Source organism: Kocuria himachalensis, assembly GCF_054784195.1.
On record NZ_BAAGPL010000007.1, the window covers coordinates 16,711 to 35,149 of the forward strand.

An 18,439-nucleotide genomic window follows, 5' to 3' on the forward strand; every position below is an offset into this window, starting at 1 on the left:
CCCGGCGTCAGCGGTACAGGGTGGTGCTGGGTGGCACACCGTAGGTGGCGCGGTAGTGGGACGTGAAGCGCCCGGTGTGGCCGAAGCCCCACCGGGCGGCGATTCCGGCGACGGTCTCCCCCGTGGTGGGATCGGCGTTCAGGAGCTCGGCGTGGGCTCCGGCCAGCCGTGCCTGGGCCAGGTACTCGGTGGGGCTGAGCCGGTGCGGGTGGTTGGCGCGGAAGGCCTGGGTCAAGGTGGGAGTGGGGGTGTTCGCCGCCCGGGCGGCGTCGTCGACGGTGATCGGCTGGTGGGCGTGGTCGTCGATGAACTGTTTGGCGATGCGGTAGCGGCGCGTCTGGGCGGCCATGGACAGCGCGCGCAGCTCCTGGTCCCCGACCAAGGGGAAGCACTCGAGCAGAGCCACGGCCAGGTGCCGGGTGAGGCCGGCGCGGACCAGGGGAGCGTCGAAGAAGGCCCCGGAGTCCACGAGTTCCTGAGCCAGGAGGGTCAGGGAGGACCAGTACTGGCCCAGCCGGGGGGTGAGCGGGTGGGCGGAGGCGAACGCCACCGGGGTGTTCTCGGTCCCGTAGATGGTCTCGGCAATGTCCTGCACCAGGTCCGTGGTGAGGTAGACGTTGCTGGCCCGCAGGGAGTCCACCACGAACAGGGTCGGGCTGGACGGGGTGATCAGCACCGGGGCGCCGAGGCCGGTCCCGGACTCGGTGCGGGTGGACCAGTCGCACTGGCCTGCGGTGCGCTGGATGACGCTGAACATCTGGGTGTCCCCCCACGAGGAGTAGGACCCTTCCACTTCCACCCGTGCCAGGGACACCTCCTCGTCCCCGGCCCTCTCTTCCCGGTAGGACAGGCCACGCTCGGAGGGCTGGAAGGAGAAGCGCGCCCCGATGGTGTCGAACAACAGCATCACGGCCTCCGGGTCGTCGGCCGCCAGTTCGAGGTGGAAGGCCTCATTCACCGGATCCACCCCCCGGGCCCGGGTTCCGCGCCGGGGACGGTGGAGATCGGCCGGGTGTCCCGGCAGGACGGGAGCGCGTGGATGGCCATGTCAGTACCCTCGACATCGAGGTGCAACGGGGTGGAGCCGTGCTGGGTCCTATGATCCTCCCCGGCTCCTCCGACCGGCAACCACCAACGGGTCTCGGTCGGCGAAACCGGGCCGTCCCTCCGGCTCCAGTGGTCTGGGCGCACCGATCCGGTGGCCCTCCCCGCCGGACGAGGGCTGCCGGGCCGGTGTACGCGGACTCCGCACCGCCCCTCAGAGCACCGCCTGCTGGTCTGGCGCCGGAACGTCGGGGGATGCTGCCGCCGCCCAGCCTGTCCGCGCAAGAGGGGGCGCCCGAGGGGTCCCTGTGGCCCGAAAACAGGCTTCTGACGTGGGACGATGCTGATTCCACCGACCATTTCCCCACGTCAGGAGCACTCCCGTGGAAATCATTCCCGAAGCCCGCCCCCTCCATGTGCTGGCCGTCCTGCTCGGCATGGTGCTGGGCATCAAGGCCCCGCCCGAGTCCCGGCGGTCGACCGCTGGTTGGGCACTACTGGCCGCCGTCGCCGCCACCACCTACGTGGCGCTGGTCGCCCGGGACCGGGACCGCAATGTCCAGTGGCATTTGGCGCGCGCCGCCTATGACCGCTGGGGTGATACGTGCCGGTGCTGCTGACGTCGCGGGTTGCGCACTGAGCAGAGAACGCAGGGTCATGCACCTGAGCGGTGCCGGCGATGAAGGAACCTGCCTCCACCTTCGCGCTCAGCAGGGCTTGAAGAACTCCCCGCCCGGCGCGTAGCAGCGCGGGCCCGTGTAGCCCCTTCAGCCTGCGTGCGTTGCTACCGTGGGCCGTCCTCGGACTCCGGTCCCCACCTCGTCAGGTGCCGGCGGCCTGGCGGGGAATGTGAAGCCCCTTGCCGGTGCCTGGCACTGGAGCGCACAGTGTGTGCATGAGGACGACGACGCCGTTGTTCGTGGTGGCCGTGGTGATCGCGGCCCTGGCCCAGCTGGTGGCCGGGTACTTCTACATGGCCAGCGGTCTGATGGCTCCGCTGTGGGCCATCGTGCTCCTGGGCGTGTGGTGGCTGCTCCTCACGTACGTCGGGGTGCGGCTGGTGGAGCGCCGGTCCTACCTGGTGCTGCTGGTCCCCGTCGTGGCCGTCGTGACGTGGTTCGGCGTCATGACATTCGGGGAAGCGGTCCTCGGCTGGACCCCCTGATACCCAGGGATCCTCGATCTGCTGCCGAGCCGAGGTCTCCGCAGGAAATGGGGTGGCACCACTTCGAGGAGTGCCGCACCGGGCTGATCGACGCCGATTGTCGGTGCGGTGATTGAGGTGGCCGTTCGTCTCCTTCAGAATGGCTCCTACCTGTCGTGAGCCCGCACAGAGGTGGAGCCCGAAATGCCCTTGAAGAACTACGGAGTCCTCAAAGGAAGTGCCATCAATCGCGCACTGGGCAGTGGGCGCAATCCCCACTACCAGATCCATGTCGTCGACGACGACACCGACTACCGCATCGCGGTCAACGTCCGGTCAGCGCTGAGCCCCTCGGAGGTCGAGTACCTCGTCGACCCGCGGTTCACGCACCCTGTCCTGCCGCAGCTGGAAGCCCTGGAGCTGGGCTGGCACGACCTCGCCTCGAAGCCGGGCGGTCCTGCCCTGGACTACATCCGGTCCAATCTGTTCGACCCGCGCCAGATGGTGCCGCTGCCGTTCGACATCCCCGGCCCCGACAACGACCTGAACGAGAAGATCGACCACTACATCCAGCGTGCGATGGGCGACGAGTCGGCGATCGTGTACGCATTCGGCGAGCGCTGGGGACCGGAACGGGGCAAGAAGGACAAGATCTTCGGGTTCCTGCCGGGCAACGGGGTCCACGACATCCACATGAACCAGGGGAACGTCGGCCGGTTCGTCGACGACGACGGCGTCTATCAGGACGGTGCCCTGCTCCTGCACTTCCCCGAACAGGCCCAGTGGGTGGGCGTGTTCCTCAAGTTCCAGTCCCAGTCGTGGCACACGGACGACGTGACGGGGCACCGGATCGGCCCGGAGGTCAGCGGTCCGCCCTCGGACGCGGGCATCACACTGCGACCGTTCGAGGCCGGTGGTCTCCCGACGCCGGAGGCGCCGGACGGTGCCGTGCGCATCGTCGCCGCCCTGGCGAACCCCGTCGGCTCCCCCGAGATCGAGACGGTGACCCTGCTCAACGTCACGGACAGGACCGTGGACCTGGCCGGTTGGCGGCTGCTGGATCGCGACAAGAACGCCATGGCGCTGTCCGGTTCGGTCGCCGCGGGCGACACCCTCCGGATCACCCTGGAGGCGCCCGTTGTCCTGTCGAACAAGGGAGGCCAGATCACGCTTCTCAACGCTGAGGGACTGCGCGTCGACGGTGTCGCGTACACGCAGGTGGAAGCGTCGCTCCCGGGGTTCTCGATCGCCTTCTGACGCGGCGGAGCGGTCGATTTCCCCGGCCTCGCAGGCCACCCCGAGCCCCAAGGGGGAGGTCTCGTCGAACACGATGACGGCCCCATCGCTGACCATGGGTTCATGCTCCTTGCCAGGTGGCAGGACGTCGATGCCAGCGGGAAAGGGAACACTCGCGGCAGAACAGGCAGGCGGGGAGAATCGACGCCATCAGCACCGAAGTGCGGGCGGACGGGAAAAGGTGGGTGAACGGTGGAGAGCACGGGTGAGAGCGATCGCCGGAAGGTGGCGGTCCTGGGCGCGACCGGGCAGTTGGGCGGACGGGTGGTGGCGCACCTGCGCGAGAGAGGCGTCGACGTCGTGGAGGTCTCGCGAGGGCAGGGCATCGACGTCTACTCCGGTGAGGGCCTGGACGCCGCGTTCGACGGGGTCTCCACCGTGGTGGACTGCCTCCATCTGCCGACGCCGTCCCGCAAGCGCGCCGTCGACTTCTTCGCCACCACCGCACGCAATGTGCTGGCGGCGGCCCAGCGGAACGGGGTGTCCCGGATCGTGTGCGTCACGATCCTCAACGCCCGAGAACCGGAGGTGCACCGGTGGCTGGGCTACTACGCGGGCAAGGCCGCTCAGGAGCAGACCTACCGTGCCGGACCGGTCCCGGTCACGTTCGTGGCCTCGGCGCAGTGGTACGAACTGGCCGAGACCCTGCTGTCGCAGATCCGCATCGGCCCGCTCTCCGTGGTGCCGGGGATGCGCTCCCGGCCGCTGGCCGCCGACGAGGCCGCCGCGTTCGTCGCCGACCGCGCCCTGGCCCCCGGCGGCGCCGCGACATCCGACGACGCCGTCATCGCCGGGCCCGAGGTCCGCGACATGGCAGAGCTGGCCCGCGCGATCGACCAGCACCGAGGAGGAAGCCGGAAGGTCCTCCGGGTGCCGGTGTCCTTCACACCCCTCGGCAACGGAGGCCTCCTGCCCCGGGGCGACTTCACGACCGCCCCGACCCGGTTCGAGGACTGGCTTCGCGGCACCTCGTGAGGCACGGTCGCCCGCGTCACCGCCGCGGCCGTCCTTGCGGGGGATGTGGCGCCGGAATCCTGCGCCGCTCGAGGTGGAGTCGGCCGTCCTGCAGCTAACCGATCGGTGCGGGCGGACGTTCCCCGGCCAGCACGGCGAGCACGTTGTCGGCGGCGAGCACCGCCATCGCGGTGCGCGTCTCCACGGTGGCGGAGCCCAGATGCGGCACCAGGACCACATTGTCGAGCTCCAGCAGCTCGGGATGCACCTGGGGCTCGTGCTCGAAGACGTCCAGTCCGGCACCCGCGATCCGGCCCTCGCGCAGCGCGGACGCGAGCGCCGCTTCGTCGACGATCGGTCCGCGCGCGGTGTTGACGAGGTACGCCGAGTCCTTCATCGCCGCCAGCTGCTCGGTGCCGATCAGGTGATGTGTGGCGGACCCGTAGGGGCAGTGCAGCGACACGACGTCGGAGACGGTCAGCAGCTCGTCGAGATCGACCCGCCGGGCACCCAGCTCGGCGGCGATCCCGGGATCGATCTCGCTGCGCGACTGGTAGACGACCTCCATGCCGAAGGCCTTGGCCCGGCGCGCGGTCGCCTGACCGATGCCGCCCATGCCGACGACGCCGAGGGTCTTGCCCTGCAGGCTGCTGCCGAGCAGGAAGAACATGCCCCACTTCCAGGCCTGGCCGGAGCGGATGAGCCGTTCCGCCTCGCCGAGCCGGCGGGTCGCCATGAGGATGAGGCCGAGCGCGATGTCGGCAGTCGCCTCCGTGAGCACACCGGGTGTGTTGGTGGCCACGACGTCCCGGTCGGTGCAGGCCGGCACGTCGATGTTGTCGTAGCCGACGGCGACGTTCGCGACCACTTTGAGCTGCGGCCCGGCGGCGTCGAGCAGCTCGGCGTCGATGCGTTCGGTGAGCAGGCTCACGACGGCATCGGCGCCGGACACTCGGCGCAGGAGCTCCTCGCGGCTGATCGACTCCGGACCCGGCCAGGCATCGACCTCGTGCTGGGCGCGGAGCTTCTCGATCGCGGCGTCGGGCACGCGTCCTGTGACGACGACCCGGCTCATGCCGACTCGATCCACTGGCACAGGCGGCCGAGGCCGTCGCGGATGTCGGGGACGTCGATGCCCGAGTAGGCGAGCCGGATGTACTGCTGCTCCTCGCCGGGCTGGCGCCGGCCGAAGTGCTCCCGGGTGCAGAAGGAGACGCCGGTCTCGTGCAGCGCCGCCGTGGCGAAGTCGCCGACCGCCGTGTAACCCATGCGCTCCATGGCAGCGGTGACGTCGGGGAACAGGTAGAAGGTCGACTGCGGTACGGCCACGTGCATGCCAGGAGTGGCGTTCACGAGCTCACAGGCGGCGTCCCGGCGCTCGCGCAGGACGTCGAGCATCTGCTGCACGGGTTCTTGCGTACCGCGGAGTGCTTCGATGCCGGCCCACTGCACGTAGTGCGTGGTGCAGGACTCGTCGTTGGTGTTGAGCGTGCTGAGCACCTTGGCGAGCTCGACCGGCGCGACGGCGCAGCCGAGGCGGGAACCGGTCATGGCGAACTTCTTGCTGAACGTGTAGAGGATGACGGTGCGCTCCGCCATGCCGGGGAGCGACGCGATCGAGCTCGAGACCCCCTCGTAGCGTGTTTCGAAGTAGGCCTCGTCGGAGAGCACCCAGAGGTTGTGCTCCTGGGCGAGCTGCGCGATGGCCTCGCGCTCCGCCGCCGTCGACTCGGCCGAGATGGGGTTCTGCAGGTCGTTGTAGATGATGGCGACCGTGTTCGGGGTGATCGACGCGCGCACTTGATCGAGGTCGATCGCGAAGCCCTCCGGCGTGGGGAGGTAGCGGTACGGCACGGCCGTGCCGCCGAGGTACTCGATCTGTGACTCGTAGATCGGGAAGCCGGGGTTCGGGTAGAGCACCTCCTCGCCGGGGTTCATGACCGCCTGCAGGAACTTCGTGATGACGGGCTTGCCACCCGTCATCACGACGACGTTGTCGGGCGTGAGATCGATGCCACGACGCGAGCCGAGGTCCTCGGCGAGGGCCTCGCGCAGCTGCGGGATGCCGGGGCCGGGGCAGTAGCCCGTGTAGCCGTCGGCGATCGCCCGGTTCATCGCCTCGACGATGTGCGGCGCCGTCGGGATGTTGATGTCGCCGAGGTGGAAGGGGTACACGCGGTTCCCCTGTGCCTTCCAGGCGGCAGCAGCCTGGGCGACACTGAAGGCGGTTTCGGTGCCCAGCCGGTCGAGCCGATGCGCGAGTTCCCGCATGCTGTTCCACTCCTCGTCGAGTTGGCGATCGATCCTCCGGGGATCCGCACTGAGCATACGACTCATATATCAGCTTGGGAAGGGTGATTCGGGGTTGAAATCCCGCAGGGAGGCGGCGAGCGCCGGCAGCTCCTCTCCGTCGCACCGAACGCTTCGCCGCACGCCTGGGTGACAGTCAGCCCTGGTGGCCCAGTACCGAGGGCGCGATCAGCATGTCGAGGCGCACACCCAGCACGGGTGGTCCGGGACGGGTGGAGGGTGCAGCAGTGTTCGCGGCATTGGAGGTTGAGTCCTGGCTATCTCTCCGGCACGTAGAGGTAGGCGCCGACCTGACCAGGGTCGATGGCGACGGAGCGGCGGCTGTACCGGTGGCCCGGGGGCGCGTAGTAGGAATTGTTGTACTCGGAGATGATCACTTTGCCGTCCTCCGTGATTTCATCGACCCAGCCGACGTGACCGGCCGCGCCGACTCCCGCACCGCTGTTGGGCCCCCACCACGCCACTGAATCCACCCGGGGAACGTTGGAGACCGTCCAGCCCGCTGCTTCCCACGCTGATTTCCATTCCCCGCCGTTGCCCTTTGTGTGACCGCCATAGCCGTTGTCGAAAATGATGTCGGTGGGACTGCCGCCCATCAGCTCGTTCACTTTCCAAGCGGCGTAGCTGGTGCATTCACCGTAGAAGAATCTGACCGGGTCCACGTTGTAGACCCCGGGCGCCGGAGTGAAATCGTCCCACGGATAGGTGTTCCTGCCGTGCGCTGACGTGCCGGGCACCCCGGCTCGACCACCGCCGTCGGAGGCACACCCGTCGATGTCGGCGACAGATCCTTGGGTGCTGCCGGCGGCCGCGGCATCCTCCGGGGAGCGGGCCTCCGTGCTGCGCCACTGTTCTTGGTCCTCCTCGTCGGCCGAGCGGTGGACGTCGATGCCGGCCTCCCGGATGATCCTCTCCGCCGGGCCGTAGCTGTCGGCGTAGTGATTCGCGTTGGAGTTTCGCTGTACCCGGTGGATCACATGGGTGATCTCTCCGGTCTCCCACCCGGAGACCGTGACAAGACCGCGGGAAGCGCCGTCGTGCTGGGGGCCGAGCAGGAAGCTCTTGGTCGCGTACTCGGGATCGGTCACCTGCTCGACGGTGCCCCACCCCTGGCTCGTCTGCTGCTGGAAAAGCCCCTTGCTCGTGGTCGCAGTGCCGTCGGGGTTCGTCACCCCCTGTCCTTCGTCACCGAAGTCGAGGTTGAGCAGGGTGGATTCACCCATCGCAGCGATGATGGCGATCTTCGATGCCTGACCGGACAAGCCGAGGGCTGCGGCCGTCCTGTCGATGATCCTGGCGTTCCGGAGCTGCTCGTCGTGAAGCTCTTCGGGCACGTCGAGCCCGTCGTCGACGGCACCGATGGCCGGGTTGACCGTTGATCCTGATTCGCACCTCTGCGAATGGTTGCTGTACCCGATGGAGCCGACCACAAAAGTCACCACGACGATGAGGCTTCCGACGAAGAAGAAGCCGATGACGAGGACGGCGACCAGGGGCTTCCACAGCGGTTTTCCAGTGTCCTGTGCTCGGGATTCTTCGCTGGTCATGGAGCGCTATTCGTCGATTCGGTGCCAGTTGTCGAGGGGGGCCGCGTTGATCAGCCAGCCCTGGTCGGTGAGCTGCGATCGCACGCGGAAGGCCAGCACGTACGTCCCGTCGTCCTGGGTGTCCACGGTGACGTCGGCATGGTGGGCCCAGCGTAGAGAAGTGTCAGAACCCCAGTCCTCGACGTTGCCCTTGATGGCGACGGCACGGACTGCGGTGGGGGTCTTGCCCTCCAGTGCCCCGTTGCTGACGCTGGGAAGCTGCTGGGCGAGGTCCGGGGTCAACCACTGCGGAACAGTCTCCTGCCAGCTCTTGTCCGTCTCAGCGCTGCGGGTGTTGTAGACCGTCAGGAATGCCTCGGCCACTGCGGCCGGGTCGTTCTCGTCCGGTTCCGGGACGGACGAGGGCGCGATGGTCTGCCGCTCGTACTGCCGGGGTCCTGCCGTCTCCGGGGCCTGCGCGTGGTCCGGGGAGGGCTGGGCGAATCCGTTGGCCCTGTCCACCTCGGACCTCGAGGTGGGGCTGCTGGAGCCCTCAAGGCTGCTCTGGGGGCTCTGGGCGGTTTCCGACTGCTGCTGTTCCTGCTGTTCCGCCGCGGCGTCCGGAGCCGGGAGCGGAGTTCTGAGGAAGTGCACGGCCACGATCAGTGCCGCTGCCACCAGGAACGCCGCCCATGCCGTGCTCTTCGCCGTCATCGGATGTCACCCCTTTCTGCTGCACGGTTGGCCCGTGAGCGAGCCCGCGCCTGGTACGTGGCCGGGTGCGTCGCGGCCTGACGGCGGCGGCGGTTCTGGGCCGGGGTGGATTCTTCGACGTCCCAGACGCGGAGGACTCTGGTCCCCTCGGGAACAGAGTTGACGAGTTGCCCGCTCAGCACGTTGTTGGTCGTGCCGTTGCGGTTCACGCGCACTGAGCCGTACTGGCCGGCCGGCATCGTCGAGCGCTTCCGTGTGGGCTCCGTGGCCGGGTGCCGAGCGGCCTCGGAGGACAGTGTGTCCGCCGTGGCGCTGGACTCGGCAGCAGGAAACGCGCGAGCGGTCACGGGCACCCGGTCTCCGGCAGCGGGCTCCACCCGCTCGGGGGTGCGCAACGAGCGCGCTTGGGCGACGTCGTGCTCCTGCTCTGCGGTCTGCGAGCTCGGGAAGGCGTCCTGAGGAGCCAGGTGTCCTATCGGGATCGCCCCGTTCTCATCGCGCACGCTCTGCTCGTGGCCGGTGGGGCCGGCCTCAAGTGCCCTGGCGGAACGCACCGGAGCCGTGTGGGTGCGCGGTGACGCCGCGGAACCGGGCCTGGTGCCGGCACTGGCGTGGGCGTTGTAGAGGCTGCCGGCGACGAACCACCCGGCAGCCGCCGCGCGCGCGGCGACGACGCTGGCCCCCGCGGTGGCGGGAGCTGCTGCTGAGGCGGCTGCCGTCTGGAGTCCCTTGCCCACATACCGGCGGCGGATCTGCTTGGCTGCGGCCTTCTTGCCGGAGCTGGCAAGCTGTGTGGCACTGCGGGAGAACCCCGAGGGCTGGAGAGGAGCGGCGTGGTTGAGCGGAGAACTGCCCAGCGCACGGGCGATCTTCTCGGCGACCGACTTGCCCTGCCGCTTGACGTTCCAGAACGTGAGGGCCATGGCGATCAGGACGAAACCGAAGATCAGGTTGCCGATCATCATCGCGGTTCCACCGAAGGAATCGGTGAACTTGCCGACCAGCCACAGGTAGAGGCTGATCAAGAAGATGTAGGCCCCGACCATGAACACGTTGACGAGCAGCTGCAGCACGGCATTGATGAATGCTTGGCGCCCGCCGCCCGGGAACACCGCCAGGTGGGCCCGGAACACCGTGTTGATGAGCCCCAGTCCGGCCAGCACGACATCCTTGAGCAGGAAGGCCAGGAAGACGACGATCAGGGCCATGAGCCCACCGGTCGATATCCAGAAGATCAACAGGAATGCGAACACCACGAAGTTGTCGGTCTCGTTGGCCGCCTTCAACTCGTCGTTGCAGCCCACCACGGACTTGCGCAGCTTCTCCGTATCGGCGTCGGACGTGGCCTGGTCGTCCCAGATCCGGGCGCACTGGTCGCCCTCGAGGGTGGAGCCGAACGAGAGCACCAGGGCAGGGTGGCGCACCGTGAGGTCGATGATCGGACCGGAGACCGGGCTGGCGGAGGCCGGAGCCCCCTCCTCGGTGCCCGCCACGGTGGCCGTCCCGGCTTCGGTGCCGTACTCGGCGGACGTGCTGATCCACGACTTGATGTGCTCGCTGGGGTTGGCGATGGGGGTGGAGACGAGCCCGGCGAACAGGGCGACGAGAGCGATCTCGGCGATGGCCGCGCCCATCTTGCCCCGGATGAGACCCCAGGCGATCACCACGGCGGCGATGAAGATTCCCAGGCCCACGATCCCGGTCTGGGTCAACAGTCCTTGCACGGTGTTGGACAGGAGGACGAACGGGGAGAGGATCCAGTCCACCCACTCCAGCGACAGGATGAAGTCGCACAGGGCGAGAATGCTGTAGACCACCAGCGTGTAGATCATCCAGGCCAGGCGCATGAGGATGCCGCGGATCTGACGGGTGACGTAGACGGTCTGGCCGTAGTCGAGGGGCAGCTCCGTGTACCTGCCCACGGGCACGCCGTGGGTGTCGGTGACGTCGGCCAGGGGCAGCCAGTAGGTGTCGATGGAGGTCTGCGGAGCCGAATCATCCTCAGCGGCAAGGGCCGGAGCGGTGTTGATCATCTGGCAGACGAGGCAGGTGAACACCACGGCCAGCACCGCCCGGGTCCTGCGGTGGATGCTCAGCCACACCCACAGGTGCAGCAGAGCGTCCTCGGCGGGGGTGCTCGAGATCGTCTTCACGTCTGGGCCTCGATCCGTGCTCTGGGGGGACTGGTCAGGACCGTCCTGGCGCGGTTCTCAGCCTGGGGTATCAGGACCTTGATCTTGCCGATGCGGTTGAGGTGGTCGCGGAACAGGCCTTCACCGCGGCGGTGCACGGGCACCGTGCCGGAAGAATCCATCGGTGACAGGTCCCTCGTCACCAGGTCCACGTACTCCTCGATGGCATAGCTGGGGTCCAGCCACATGAGGTTCTGCTTGGCCATCTCGGTGTCACGGGTGCGGAAGACACCTCGTTGCGGGATCAGGCCGCGCAGCTGCGGCGGGCCCAGTTCCGAGGCGGAGTGCGTGCCCAGCACCACGGCTCCCTTGTGCTTGCGCCCGGTCTTCAGCGCCTCGCTGATGGTGGCGGTGCCTTCGGGGGAACCGGTCATGTGGTGGCACTCGTCCACGGCGAACAGGGTCTCCTGGGAGTCGTCGGCGTACATGATGTTCCGCCCGACGCTGGCGAGGTAGGCGTAGGAGGACCGCCCCATCGTCTTGTCGATGCTCATCTCCTTGCGCGCCTGGGCGTTGTTCAGCTCGTCCGTGTTCGGCAGCGCCATTCCGTGCGTGCAGAAGACCGTGGCCTGGGCGGAGAAGTTCATCGGCGGCAGTGCGGGGTCGAAGAAGGTCGCGCCGAAGTCGATGTCGGCGAACACGTCCATCAGCCGTGCGATTCGGCGAGCCACGTGGCGGTCGGCCTGGTCGACGGCACTGGAGCCGAGGTGGTGCCTGAGCTGACTCAGCGATCCGATCTCGAGATCCTTGTTCAGCAGCTTCTTCAGCTCGGCGTTGAGCACCACCCCCTCGTCGTCCTTGACCGAGACACCGAGCATCATGGTAAGGAGGTTCAGGGTCTCGCGCACCCGCAGTGTGGGGTGGCCGTAGATCCGCAGGGGGTCCAGTGACCAGTCGGGCCGCATGAAGTCGATGACGTTGGCGTGGGTCAGCGACCGGGCCAGTGCCGCCCACTCCTGGTTGTCGGAGTGATCGACCGCGATCATCTGGGCGTTGCGGTCGATGCTGTGGCTGGCCACCGTTTTCATCGCCACGGATTTGCCCGACCCCAGCTCACCGAGGAACCCCATGCTGCCAGAGATGTCGTTCTCCGCCAGGCCGGCCAGATTGAGCAGCAGCGGAGAGAACCGCCCGGTGGTCACGTTGGTGGCGAACCGGAAGCCGTGCGGCATTCCCAGCAGGTCGTTGGTCAACGGCACGCCCATGGAGAAGTTGCGGCCCGTGGTGATCTGCGCGAATTCGTTGGAGACGGAGGAGATCGTCGAGCCGGGCCAGAAGTCCCAGAACAGCTTCTCCTGACCTCCCAGCGGAACGTCGAGGGTCCATTCGTCGGAGGTGTAGAGGTCGCGCAGGTCCTTCATCTCGTCCATGGCGATGTCCGCATCGGGGGCGGCGGAGGAAAAGATGATCGACGCGGCGACCTCGACCTCACGATCGGTGGCGCTCAGATCGGCGACGTACTCCTGGAGGGCCCGGGCCGACTTGTCGATGTCCCCGCTCCCACCGACGATGGAGTCGCTTCCCGACTGGCGCTGCCGGTACTGGTCCTTGAGATTGTGCTCCGCCCTGCGGTTCTTGGCCTTGACCCTCTCGGCCGGAGTGATGACCAGTCGCAGGGCGAAGTCGATGTCGTGGGAGATCGAGGCGGCGAAGTTGATGAACTCGGCGCCGGGAAAGACGAATCCTGCCTGGGGCGTGAGCCCCATGATGGAGAACTGTTGGTAGGAGGGCTCGGTGTCACCGGTCTCGACCTTGAGGAAACGCCGCTTGAACAGTTTGGTCTGGGGCAGCTTCTCGTCGGGCATGTCGCTCAACCCGCCCTCGTCCAGAAGCGGGTCCGGCAGGCAGCTGGAGGGGTTGATCCAGTCCCCGACCTCCGTCACGTCTTTGTGCTCGTAGGGCAGGTTCAGGGCCGCACCACGGCTCACCAGGTGGTCGGTGATCCACCGAACCGCTGTGATGCCGACTCTCTGCGGGTGGAAGGTGGCCGGGATGTTCTTCTCGATCAGGGACATGCGGGTCTTCCAGGTATTGAAGGCCCGCTCCGCCGGCGGTCTGATCGGAAGCCGGGCGATCTCCGAGACGGTCAGGTCGAAGGAGCGGCGGAAGTTGCTCCACAGCTCGTTCGGGGTCTTGTAGGAGAGCGGGGTGATGAGGAAGTACAGCCGCTCACCCGACGGGTTCTCGGACAGGTCCTGATAGGTCAGGCTGCACTCCTCCAACCACTGCTGAGAGGGGCGCTCGACGTCCTGGAGCATCTTGCCCATCAGGGTGTCGGGAGAGCTGCTGGTGACGAGCCCGAGCAGCATCACCTCTCCGGTCAGCGCCTGAAAGAGGTCCTGGTGCTTGGCGCGCACGGACTCTTTCTGCGCGATGGTGCCGAGACCGTAGGCCTGCCCGTCCAGCTGCCAGATCCCGTAGGCCACGCCGTCGCGGGTGACGAAGACGTTTTCGCGCATCCAGCGGATGGGCTGGCGGATGGTGTCGGCCATGAGAGCGCTCCTTGCGATTCTTCAGCGCGCGGTGGTCATGTCGGCCGTCAGCCGATCCAACCCGCAATTGATCGGCATCTGCCGGACGGTCGGCGCGTTCCGGTCGTCCCGTGTCGCATCTTTGACCGTGGTGTCGTCGGACGGGATCTTGTTCGCCGGTCTTGCCTTGGTTCTCGAGTAGGAGGTGGGAATTCCCCGGCCGCGGTACTTGCCTGTCCGCGGCCGCGACATCAGGGTGATGCAGCAGTTGATGAGATTGATGATCGACCGGCGTGAGCGAGGGAGCTTGCCGACCCCGTAGGTGATGCCGATGGCTGCGGCGGCGATGTACAGAACATCGGCGATCGTCCCCTGGCTCCAGATCGGGCGGGTGATGAATCCGGTCACCAGGACCATGATCCCGACGACGAACTGCGTCACGGTGTAGGGCCCCCCGGGAATCGCCTCACCCGTGGGGGTCACACCGATGAGTTGCTGGAACTTGCGCGCCGCGGTGTAGAACTTCCCGGTCTGCACGTGATCATGGGTGCTCATGAGGTCGCTTCCCGTTCAGTTCTCATGCCCTGGCCAGGACAGCGGCCGGAGCACAGGCAACCACCTGACCGGTGGCAACGCTGGTCCCCGTGGCGGTGGTCTCCTGCTGGGCCGCTCCGGCGAAGAACATGATCAGGGCGGGCAGCGCGGCGATGAGACCGCCGATGACGACACCCATGATGACGGACCCGACGTTCTTGCCCCGCCAGGCGATGATGATGGCCACGAGCAGCCCGAGCACGATCAGTATGCCCTGAATGGCTGTCTGGGTCTGAGCGGTCTTGTCGTTGACCCAGTCGAAAAGACCGGTGGCCTGGATCGAGGCCGTGGCCTGAACCACGTGCACGGTGGCGGCGGAAGTAAACACGGGGGTGCTCCTCGGGGGTCGTCTTCGGTGTGTCAGTCGGTTGCTCAGTTGCTCAGTTGCTCAGTGCCGGGGCGGAGTTGAGCGACTGGACTTCCCAGCGCCCGTCCCGGACGTTCATGCCCAGCACGTACTGGGCGGGCTTGGTGGTTTCATCCCGGGTGAGATCGACGTTGACCAGCAGTTCGGCTGTTCGACCATCAGCCGGGTCGGAATCCGCAATCTCCTCGGTCGATGTCAAGGTTCTCACCGTGGCCCGGGTCCAGTAGGCGGGGGTGATGGCAGTGATGGTCGATTCCGGGGAGACGACTCGGGTCACATCGCCCTGTCCGGTGAGGTATGCCGTCATGAAGTCGTCCACTGTGGCCTGCAAGTCCCTGTCCACCACGCGGCCGGGATATCCGAGCTCGGGGGAGGACCCGATGGCGGGCATCGAGACCGGCGTCGGCAGTCCGACGGGAGCCAACGTGTCCCCGTCAGCCTGCACGGCGACCTGATACCAGTATGGCGTCCAGGAGGTCACCTCTTCCCCGTCCTCGTCCTTGGTGGTCTCGATGGAGGCGGAGACGACCACGGTTGTCATGTCCCCCGGCGCATCCTCCACGCTCGCCACGGTCAGATCGCGGTAGCTGATGGGGCTTCGGCCCCGGAGCCCCGCCCCGGCTTCCGGGCTGAACTCGTCGAGTGCGGCGTGATCATCGCTGGTGGCCGTCAACCAGGCTGACAGGTAAGCCTGCGCCAGGGCGCCGGCCTCCTGTTGCTGGGTGCTCACGCCAGGAGCGGCAACCGGTTGGGCTGCGGGGGCGGGCCGGATGAAGGCCAGGACACCGCACAGTGAGCCCAGGCCCATGAGGACGATGAGGCCGTAGACCAACCACTTCCCCGCGGCCGAGGCACCGGACTGGATGACGGTTCCGTCGCCGGTCGTGCTCCGGGGCCGCCGCTCCTGCCTCGATCCACGACGCGCATCCACGGTGGACGAACCCGCTGTGGGCAGTCTTCTCTTGAGGGGGTTGATTTTCTCTGTCATTGCGGGGGGTTCCTTTGTCACTGCAGCCTGTGCGATGCCTGCCGCGATGCCTCGGCGATCTCGACCTGGTCGGATGCGAGCGCCTGGTTCTCAACGTCCCATAAGATTTGGCGAAGCTCATCCGCTATGCGGGACCGGTGTCGGTCTGCCCATTGCGCACATGTCCGCAAGGGCGCGTCCACCAGCTCGCAGGCGTCGAGTATTCGCTGAGGATCACTGCTCCCGGTCAAGGTGGCAACGATCCACTCGATATCGGTGTCAAGCCGGCCAATCCTCCACTCGACCTCATTGCGGAAGATCTCCGGCAACGTGTCCTTGATCTTCTTTGCCGTGCGTGTCCGTCGCGTGCGTGCGGCGGGACCCTCGCTTTCCTCATCCGGCCAGAGTGCTCTGCTCGTCGTGATGGCATCTGCGGCTGAACCATTGAGGTGCAGATAGGCCACCGTTTCAGCGGGCTTACCGCCGGCTACGGCACCGACCGCACTGTAGATCTGCGGCCTGCCCAACAGCGCGAGGGTGAACCTGGGGGCCTGCTCCTGAGCCGATGGGGCCGAAGTTGCGGGCTCCGGCGCCGGGATGGGCGCCCCCGACATCCCGTTCTCCACCAGGCTACTCTCGTGCTCGGGAATCACGCTTTCCCGATCCAGCATGGCTTCGAGTTCCTCCACGCTGATGCTCGTGGACCCAGCCGGCTTGTCGGCGTCGCCTGCGGGAAGGAAGTTCCGCACCGTGAGGTTTTCGACGGCTTCAGCCGCAGATTCGGCTTCCTGCCGGCGCTTGTGCCACGTGATGTCCATCGCCGCGTAAAGACCGTCTCCTTCCGCAACGAGATGGGGCCAGATCTTCAATCCGTTCGGGCCGGCATTGACGATGGTTGCCCCGCCGTCCTCGTCCTCGGAAATGAACATCGCCTGCTCGGTGACGACAGTGTCGGTCATCAGCCCCACGTTCTCGGATCGAATACGGTCGTAGGCCTCGATGGTGGCAGGGCCGGATCCCATGACGTAGATGGTGGCTGATGTCCCGTGCAGTTCCCCCGGGGTGATCTGCTCCATTGATTCTACGAGGTGGAAACGGGATTCATCGTGGTACGGGGTGAGGAAGCTGACCAGCTTGGGGCCCAGCTCCCGGTAGCCGACCAGCCAGATGTGCTGGTTCCTGGCCCACGGCTCAGTGGCCTGCTCCATGACCTGACCAACCATGATGGCGGTGGTAAAACGGGCCAGACCGACAGAGCCGAGCACTTCCCAGCGGTTGGTGTTCACCAGCACTTTGGCCCCGGCCACCGAGTTTCCGATGGCGGTCAGTGCTGCGGTCTGCTGCCCGTAGACGGTGCCGGTCGACAGCGCGAGCGCATCGGTGTGGGCGATGGCCCAATGGTCCTTGTATTCCTCGGAGACAGGATAGAAGGGTTCGTCCAGGTGCACCTCCTCGCCGAAGGAAAGGGTGACCTCGTGCTCCTTGATCTGTCCCATTTCGACGATGGGCAGTTCGGGTCGGTCCCCGAAATAGAACGCCACCTTTTCCATCGCGTCCAGACCGGTACCAACAGGCGTGTGGCTGATCTGATTGGTGGAAGACGGGATGATTCGACGGCGCCGATGAGTCCTGATGCCCTCCTGAAGAATCCACTGGTCGATTTTTTCTTCGCGGCTGTTGTCCATTTCCCCTCCACCTCGACATATTGGTGCTCAGAGGTTCCGCCGATCGGCGAAACCTCCGAGGACGAATCCGCAGCGAAGCTGAGAGCACGAAGGCAGCGAAGCCGAGGTCAACCGTACCGCGACGTGCGTCAACGCGCAGGAGGACCCCGCGCCTTCGTGAACCAAAACCCGGACGGCTTGCTCATCATCGACGAGGGCAGAGGCCGTGCGTTGGGTCGAAGTCCGACCACTGGCCGGCAACCGCCGAAAGCTCGTCGCACAGATCGAGGACCGTCTGCGGGTCGTCGTCGATGGGCAGGATGTCGATCTCCGTGGACATCGTGGCCTGTTCGGGCAGCTGGTCCTCGTGGACGTGGACCGGCCCCTCACGATGTCCTGGGATATCCCTTCAGGGGATTGGGGTGTGCGGTTTCCGTCGGGACGGAAACCGCACTCCCTGCTCACGTGCGTGGGGTCAGCGCACGCGGATGTAGACGGGGCCGGAGCCGACGTTGACGGTCTGGATGACCGTTTGGTTGCCGTTCCAGCCGCCGTGGACGGCCTTGCCGCCGCCGATGTACACCGCGATGTGGGCGAAGCCCATGCCGCCGTTGGCGTAGTAGACCAGGTCACCGGGCTGGGCCTGGGAGGCGGAGACCTGGGTGCCGAGCTTCAGGTAGGAGGCCGGCCACCCGTGGTGGTTGATCCCGGCCGCGCGCAGGGACTTGGTGACCAGGGCGGTGCAGTCCTGGCCCACGCCCAGCTGGTTCTTGGCCGCGGCGGCGATGGTCGCGGCCTTGTCGGACTGGGACTGGATGCTGACGAGCTGCTGGGGGGCCGCGGCGGAGGCGGCCTGGGCCGGGGCCACGCTGCTGAGCGCCAAGGCGCCGCCGGCGACCGCCAGGATCGCGGTGCGTCCGAGGCGGAACGAGCTCTGGGCGCGGTGGCGGGGCGTGCGGGACTGGAAAATGGGCATGAGTGTTGTCCTCCCTCTTGCCTGCGAGGTGAGCTGTCGGATGCGGGTGGGAGACACCCGGTCGTCAGGATGGGGGCCCTGACGACTTAACCCCTAGGTCCCGGGGGAGGGACCGTTCATGGTTCCCCCGCTTCTGCCGAGCGATGTTTTCTGGGGGCCCCGGGCACCGGCAGAATTCGGCGATGTGCACAGGGATACCGATCGGTGAGGCGACCGGCAC

17 protein-coding genes and 1 riboswitch are annotated in these 18,439 nt (G+C 67.0%); of the genes, 4 read left to right on the forward strand and 13 right to left on the reverse strand.

What is annotated here, in order from left to right:
• Positions 1-7 precede the first annotated feature (7 nt).
• Positions 8-958 (reverse strand): AraC family transcriptional regulator, encoded by a 951-nt coding sequence (locus ACYVM4_RS05115; RefSeq protein ID WP_460667844.1) that lies wholly within the window; start codon positions 956-958, stop codon positions 8-10.
• Between the two features lie 469 nt (positions 959-1,427).
• On the opposite strand from ACYVM4_RS05115, the gene ACYVM4_RS05120 reads away from it, so the two are divergent.
• The 4 genes from ACYVM4_RS05120 to ACYVM4_RS05135 all read left to right on the forward strand — a co-directional run bounded on the left by ACYVM4_RS05120 (position 1,428) and on the right by ACYVM4_RS05135 (position 4,459).
• Positions 1,428-1,664 carry a hypothetical protein gene (locus ACYVM4_RS05120; RefSeq protein ID WP_460667845.1) on the forward strand — a complete coding sequence of 79 codons (237 nt, stop codon included), beginning with the start codon at positions 1,428-1,430 and terminating at the stop codon, positions 1,662-1,664.
• Positions 1,665-1,939: 275 nt separating this feature from the next.
• Complete coding sequence (locus ACYVM4_RS05125) at positions 1,940-2,209, forward strand: hypothetical protein (RefSeq protein WP_460667846.1); 270 nt, start codon at positions 1,940-1,942, stop codon at positions 2,207-2,209.
• Positions 2,210-2,392: 183 nt separating this feature from the next.
• The gene (locus ACYVM4_RS05130) at positions 2,393-3,445 is read left to right on the forward strand and encodes a DUF2278 family protein (RefSeq protein ID WP_460667847.1); all 1,053 of its coding nucleotides are present in this window, start codon (positions 2,393-2,395) and stop codon (positions 3,443-3,445) included.
• A gap of 231 nt (positions 3,446-3,676) precedes the next feature.
• A complete protein-coding gene (locus ACYVM4_RS05135) occupies positions 3,677-4,459 on the forward strand; it encodes an SDR family oxidoreductase (RefSeq protein ID WP_460667848.1) in 783 nt (260 codons plus the stop codon).
• A 94-nt stretch (positions 4,460-4,553) separates the two neighbouring features.
• On the opposite strand, the gene ACYVM4_RS05140 is transcribed toward ACYVM4_RS05135, so the two are convergent.
• From ACYVM4_RS05140 to ACYVM4_RS05195, 12 genes are all read right to left on the reverse strand, one after another.
• Positions 4,554-5,513 (reverse strand): 2-hydroxyacid dehydrogenase, encoded by a 960-nt coding sequence (locus ACYVM4_RS05140; RefSeq protein ID WP_368822748.1) that lies wholly within the window; start codon positions 5,511-5,513, stop codon positions 4,554-4,556.
• Entirely contained in the window at positions 5,510-6,709 is a 1,200-nt protein-coding gene (locus tag ACYVM4_RS05145; RefSeq protein WP_460667849.1) for a pyridoxal phosphate-dependent aminotransferase, read from the reverse strand. The genes ACYVM4_RS05140 and ACYVM4_RS05145 overlap by 4 nt, the downstream gene beginning before the upstream one ends.
• A gap of 296 nt (positions 6,710-7,005) precedes the next feature.
• A complete protein-coding gene (locus tag ACYVM4_RS05150) occupies positions 7,006-8,295 on the reverse strand; it encodes a CHAP domain-containing protein (RefSeq protein WP_460667850.1) in 1,290 nt (429 codons plus the stop codon).
• Positions 8,296-8,301: 6 nt separating this feature from the next.
• Positions 8,302-8,988 (reverse strand): hypothetical protein, encoded by a 687-nt coding sequence (locus ACYVM4_RS05155; RefSeq protein ID WP_368822745.1) that lies wholly within the window; start codon positions 8,986-8,988, stop codon positions 8,302-8,304.
• A complete protein-coding gene (locus ACYVM4_RS05160; RefSeq protein WP_460667851.1) occupies positions 8,985-11,141 on the reverse strand; it encodes a hypothetical protein in 2,157 nt (718 codons plus the stop codon). The genes ACYVM4_RS05155 and ACYVM4_RS05160 overlap by 4 nt, the downstream gene beginning before the upstream one ends.
• Entirely contained in the window at positions 11,138-13,672 is a 2,535-nt protein-coding gene (locus tag ACYVM4_RS05165; RefSeq protein WP_460667852.1) for an ATP-binding protein, read from the reverse strand. The genes ACYVM4_RS05160 and ACYVM4_RS05165 overlap by 4 nt, the downstream gene beginning before the upstream one ends.
• Positions 13,673-13,693: 21 nt before the next feature.
• On the reverse strand, positions 13,694-14,206 hold the full coding sequence (locus tag ACYVM4_RS05170) for a hypothetical protein (RefSeq protein ID WP_460667853.1): 513 nt from the start codon (positions 14,204-14,206) through the stop codon (positions 13,694-13,696).
• A gap of 22 nt (positions 14,207-14,228) precedes the next feature.
• The gene (locus tag ACYVM4_RS05175; RefSeq protein ID WP_460667854.1) at positions 14,229-14,573 is read right to left on the reverse strand and encodes a hypothetical protein; all 345 of its coding nucleotides are present in this window, start codon (positions 14,571-14,573) and stop codon (positions 14,229-14,231) included.
• Between the two features lie 52 nt (positions 14,574-14,625).
• Positions 14,626-15,600, reverse strand: a complete 975-nt coding sequence (locus ACYVM4_RS05180; RefSeq protein ID WP_460667855.1) for a conjugal transfer protein — start codon at positions 15,598-15,600, stop codon at positions 14,626-14,628.
• A 17-nt stretch (positions 15,601-15,617) separates the two neighbouring features.
• Positions 15,618-17,264, reverse strand: coding sequence for a hypothetical protein (locus ACYVM4_RS05185; protein WP_460667856.1), 1,647 nt, complete (start codon positions 17,262-17,264; stop codon positions 15,618-15,620).
• A gap of 184 nt (positions 17,265-17,448) precedes the next feature.
• The gene (locus ACYVM4_RS05190; protein ID WP_460667857.1) at positions 17,449-17,583 is read right to left on the reverse strand and encodes a hypothetical protein; all 135 of its coding nucleotides are present in this window, start codon (positions 17,581-17,583) and stop codon (positions 17,449-17,451) included.
• 135 nt (positions 17,584-17,718) lie between these two features.
• The gene (locus ACYVM4_RS05195; RefSeq protein ID WP_460667858.1) at positions 17,719-18,219 is read right to left on the reverse strand and encodes an NlpC/P60 family protein; all 501 of its coding nucleotides are present in this window, start codon (positions 18,217-18,219) and stop codon (positions 17,719-17,721) included.
• Positions 18,220-18,224: 5 nt separating this feature from the next.
• A riboswitch (cyclic di-AMP (ydaO/yuaA leader) is annotated at positions 18,225-18,411 on the reverse strand.
• Positions 18,412-18,439: the final 28 nt, after the last annotated feature.

Coding starts and splice junctions, on each gene's coding strand:
- ACYVM4_RS05170 (WP_460667853.1), bottom strand. CDS start 14,206: ATGAGCACCCATGATCACGTGCAGACCGGGAAGTTCTACACCGCGGCG.
- ACYVM4_RS05150 (WP_460667850.1), bottom strand. CDS start 8,295: ATGACCAGCGAAGAATCCCGAGCACAGGACACTGGAAAACCGCTGTGG.
- ACYVM4_RS05190 (WP_460667857.1), bottom strand. CDS start 17,583: ATGTCCACGGAGATCGACATCCTGCCCATCGACGACGACCCGCAGACG.
- ACYVM4_RS05185 (WP_460667856.1), bottom strand. CDS start 17,264: ATGGACAACAGCCGCGAAGAAAAAATCGACCAGTGGATTCTTCAGGAG.
- ACYVM4_RS05145 (WP_460667849.1), bottom strand. CDS start 6,709: ATGCGGGAACTCGCGCATCGGCTCGACCGGCTGGGCACCGAAACCGCC.
- ACYVM4_RS05130 (WP_460667847.1), top strand. CDS start 2,393: ATGCCCTTGAAGAACTACGGAGTCCTCAAAGGAAGTGCCATCAATCGC.
- ACYVM4_RS05125 (WP_460667846.1), top strand. CDS start 1,940: ATGAGGACGACGACGCCGTTGTTCGTGGTGGCCGTGGTGATCGCGGCC.
- ACYVM4_RS05140 (WP_368822748.1), bottom strand. CDS start 5,513: ATGAGCCGGGTCGTCGTCACAGGACGCGTGCCCGACGCCGCGATCGAG.
- ACYVM4_RS05165 (WP_460667852.1), bottom strand. CDS start 13,672: ATGGCCGACACCATCCGCCAGCCCATCCGCTGGATGCGCGAAAACGTC.
- ACYVM4_RS05195 (WP_460667858.1), bottom strand. CDS start 18,219: ATGCCCATTTTCCAGTCCCGCACGCCCCGCCACCGCGCCCAGAGCTCG.
- ACYVM4_RS05180 (WP_460667855.1), bottom strand. CDS start 15,600: ATGACAGAGAAAATCAACCCCCTCAAGAGAAGACTGCCCACAGCGGGT.
- ACYVM4_RS05155 (WP_368822745.1), bottom strand. CDS start 8,988: ATGACGGCGAAGAGCACGGCATGGGCGGCGTTCCTGGTGGCAGCGGCA.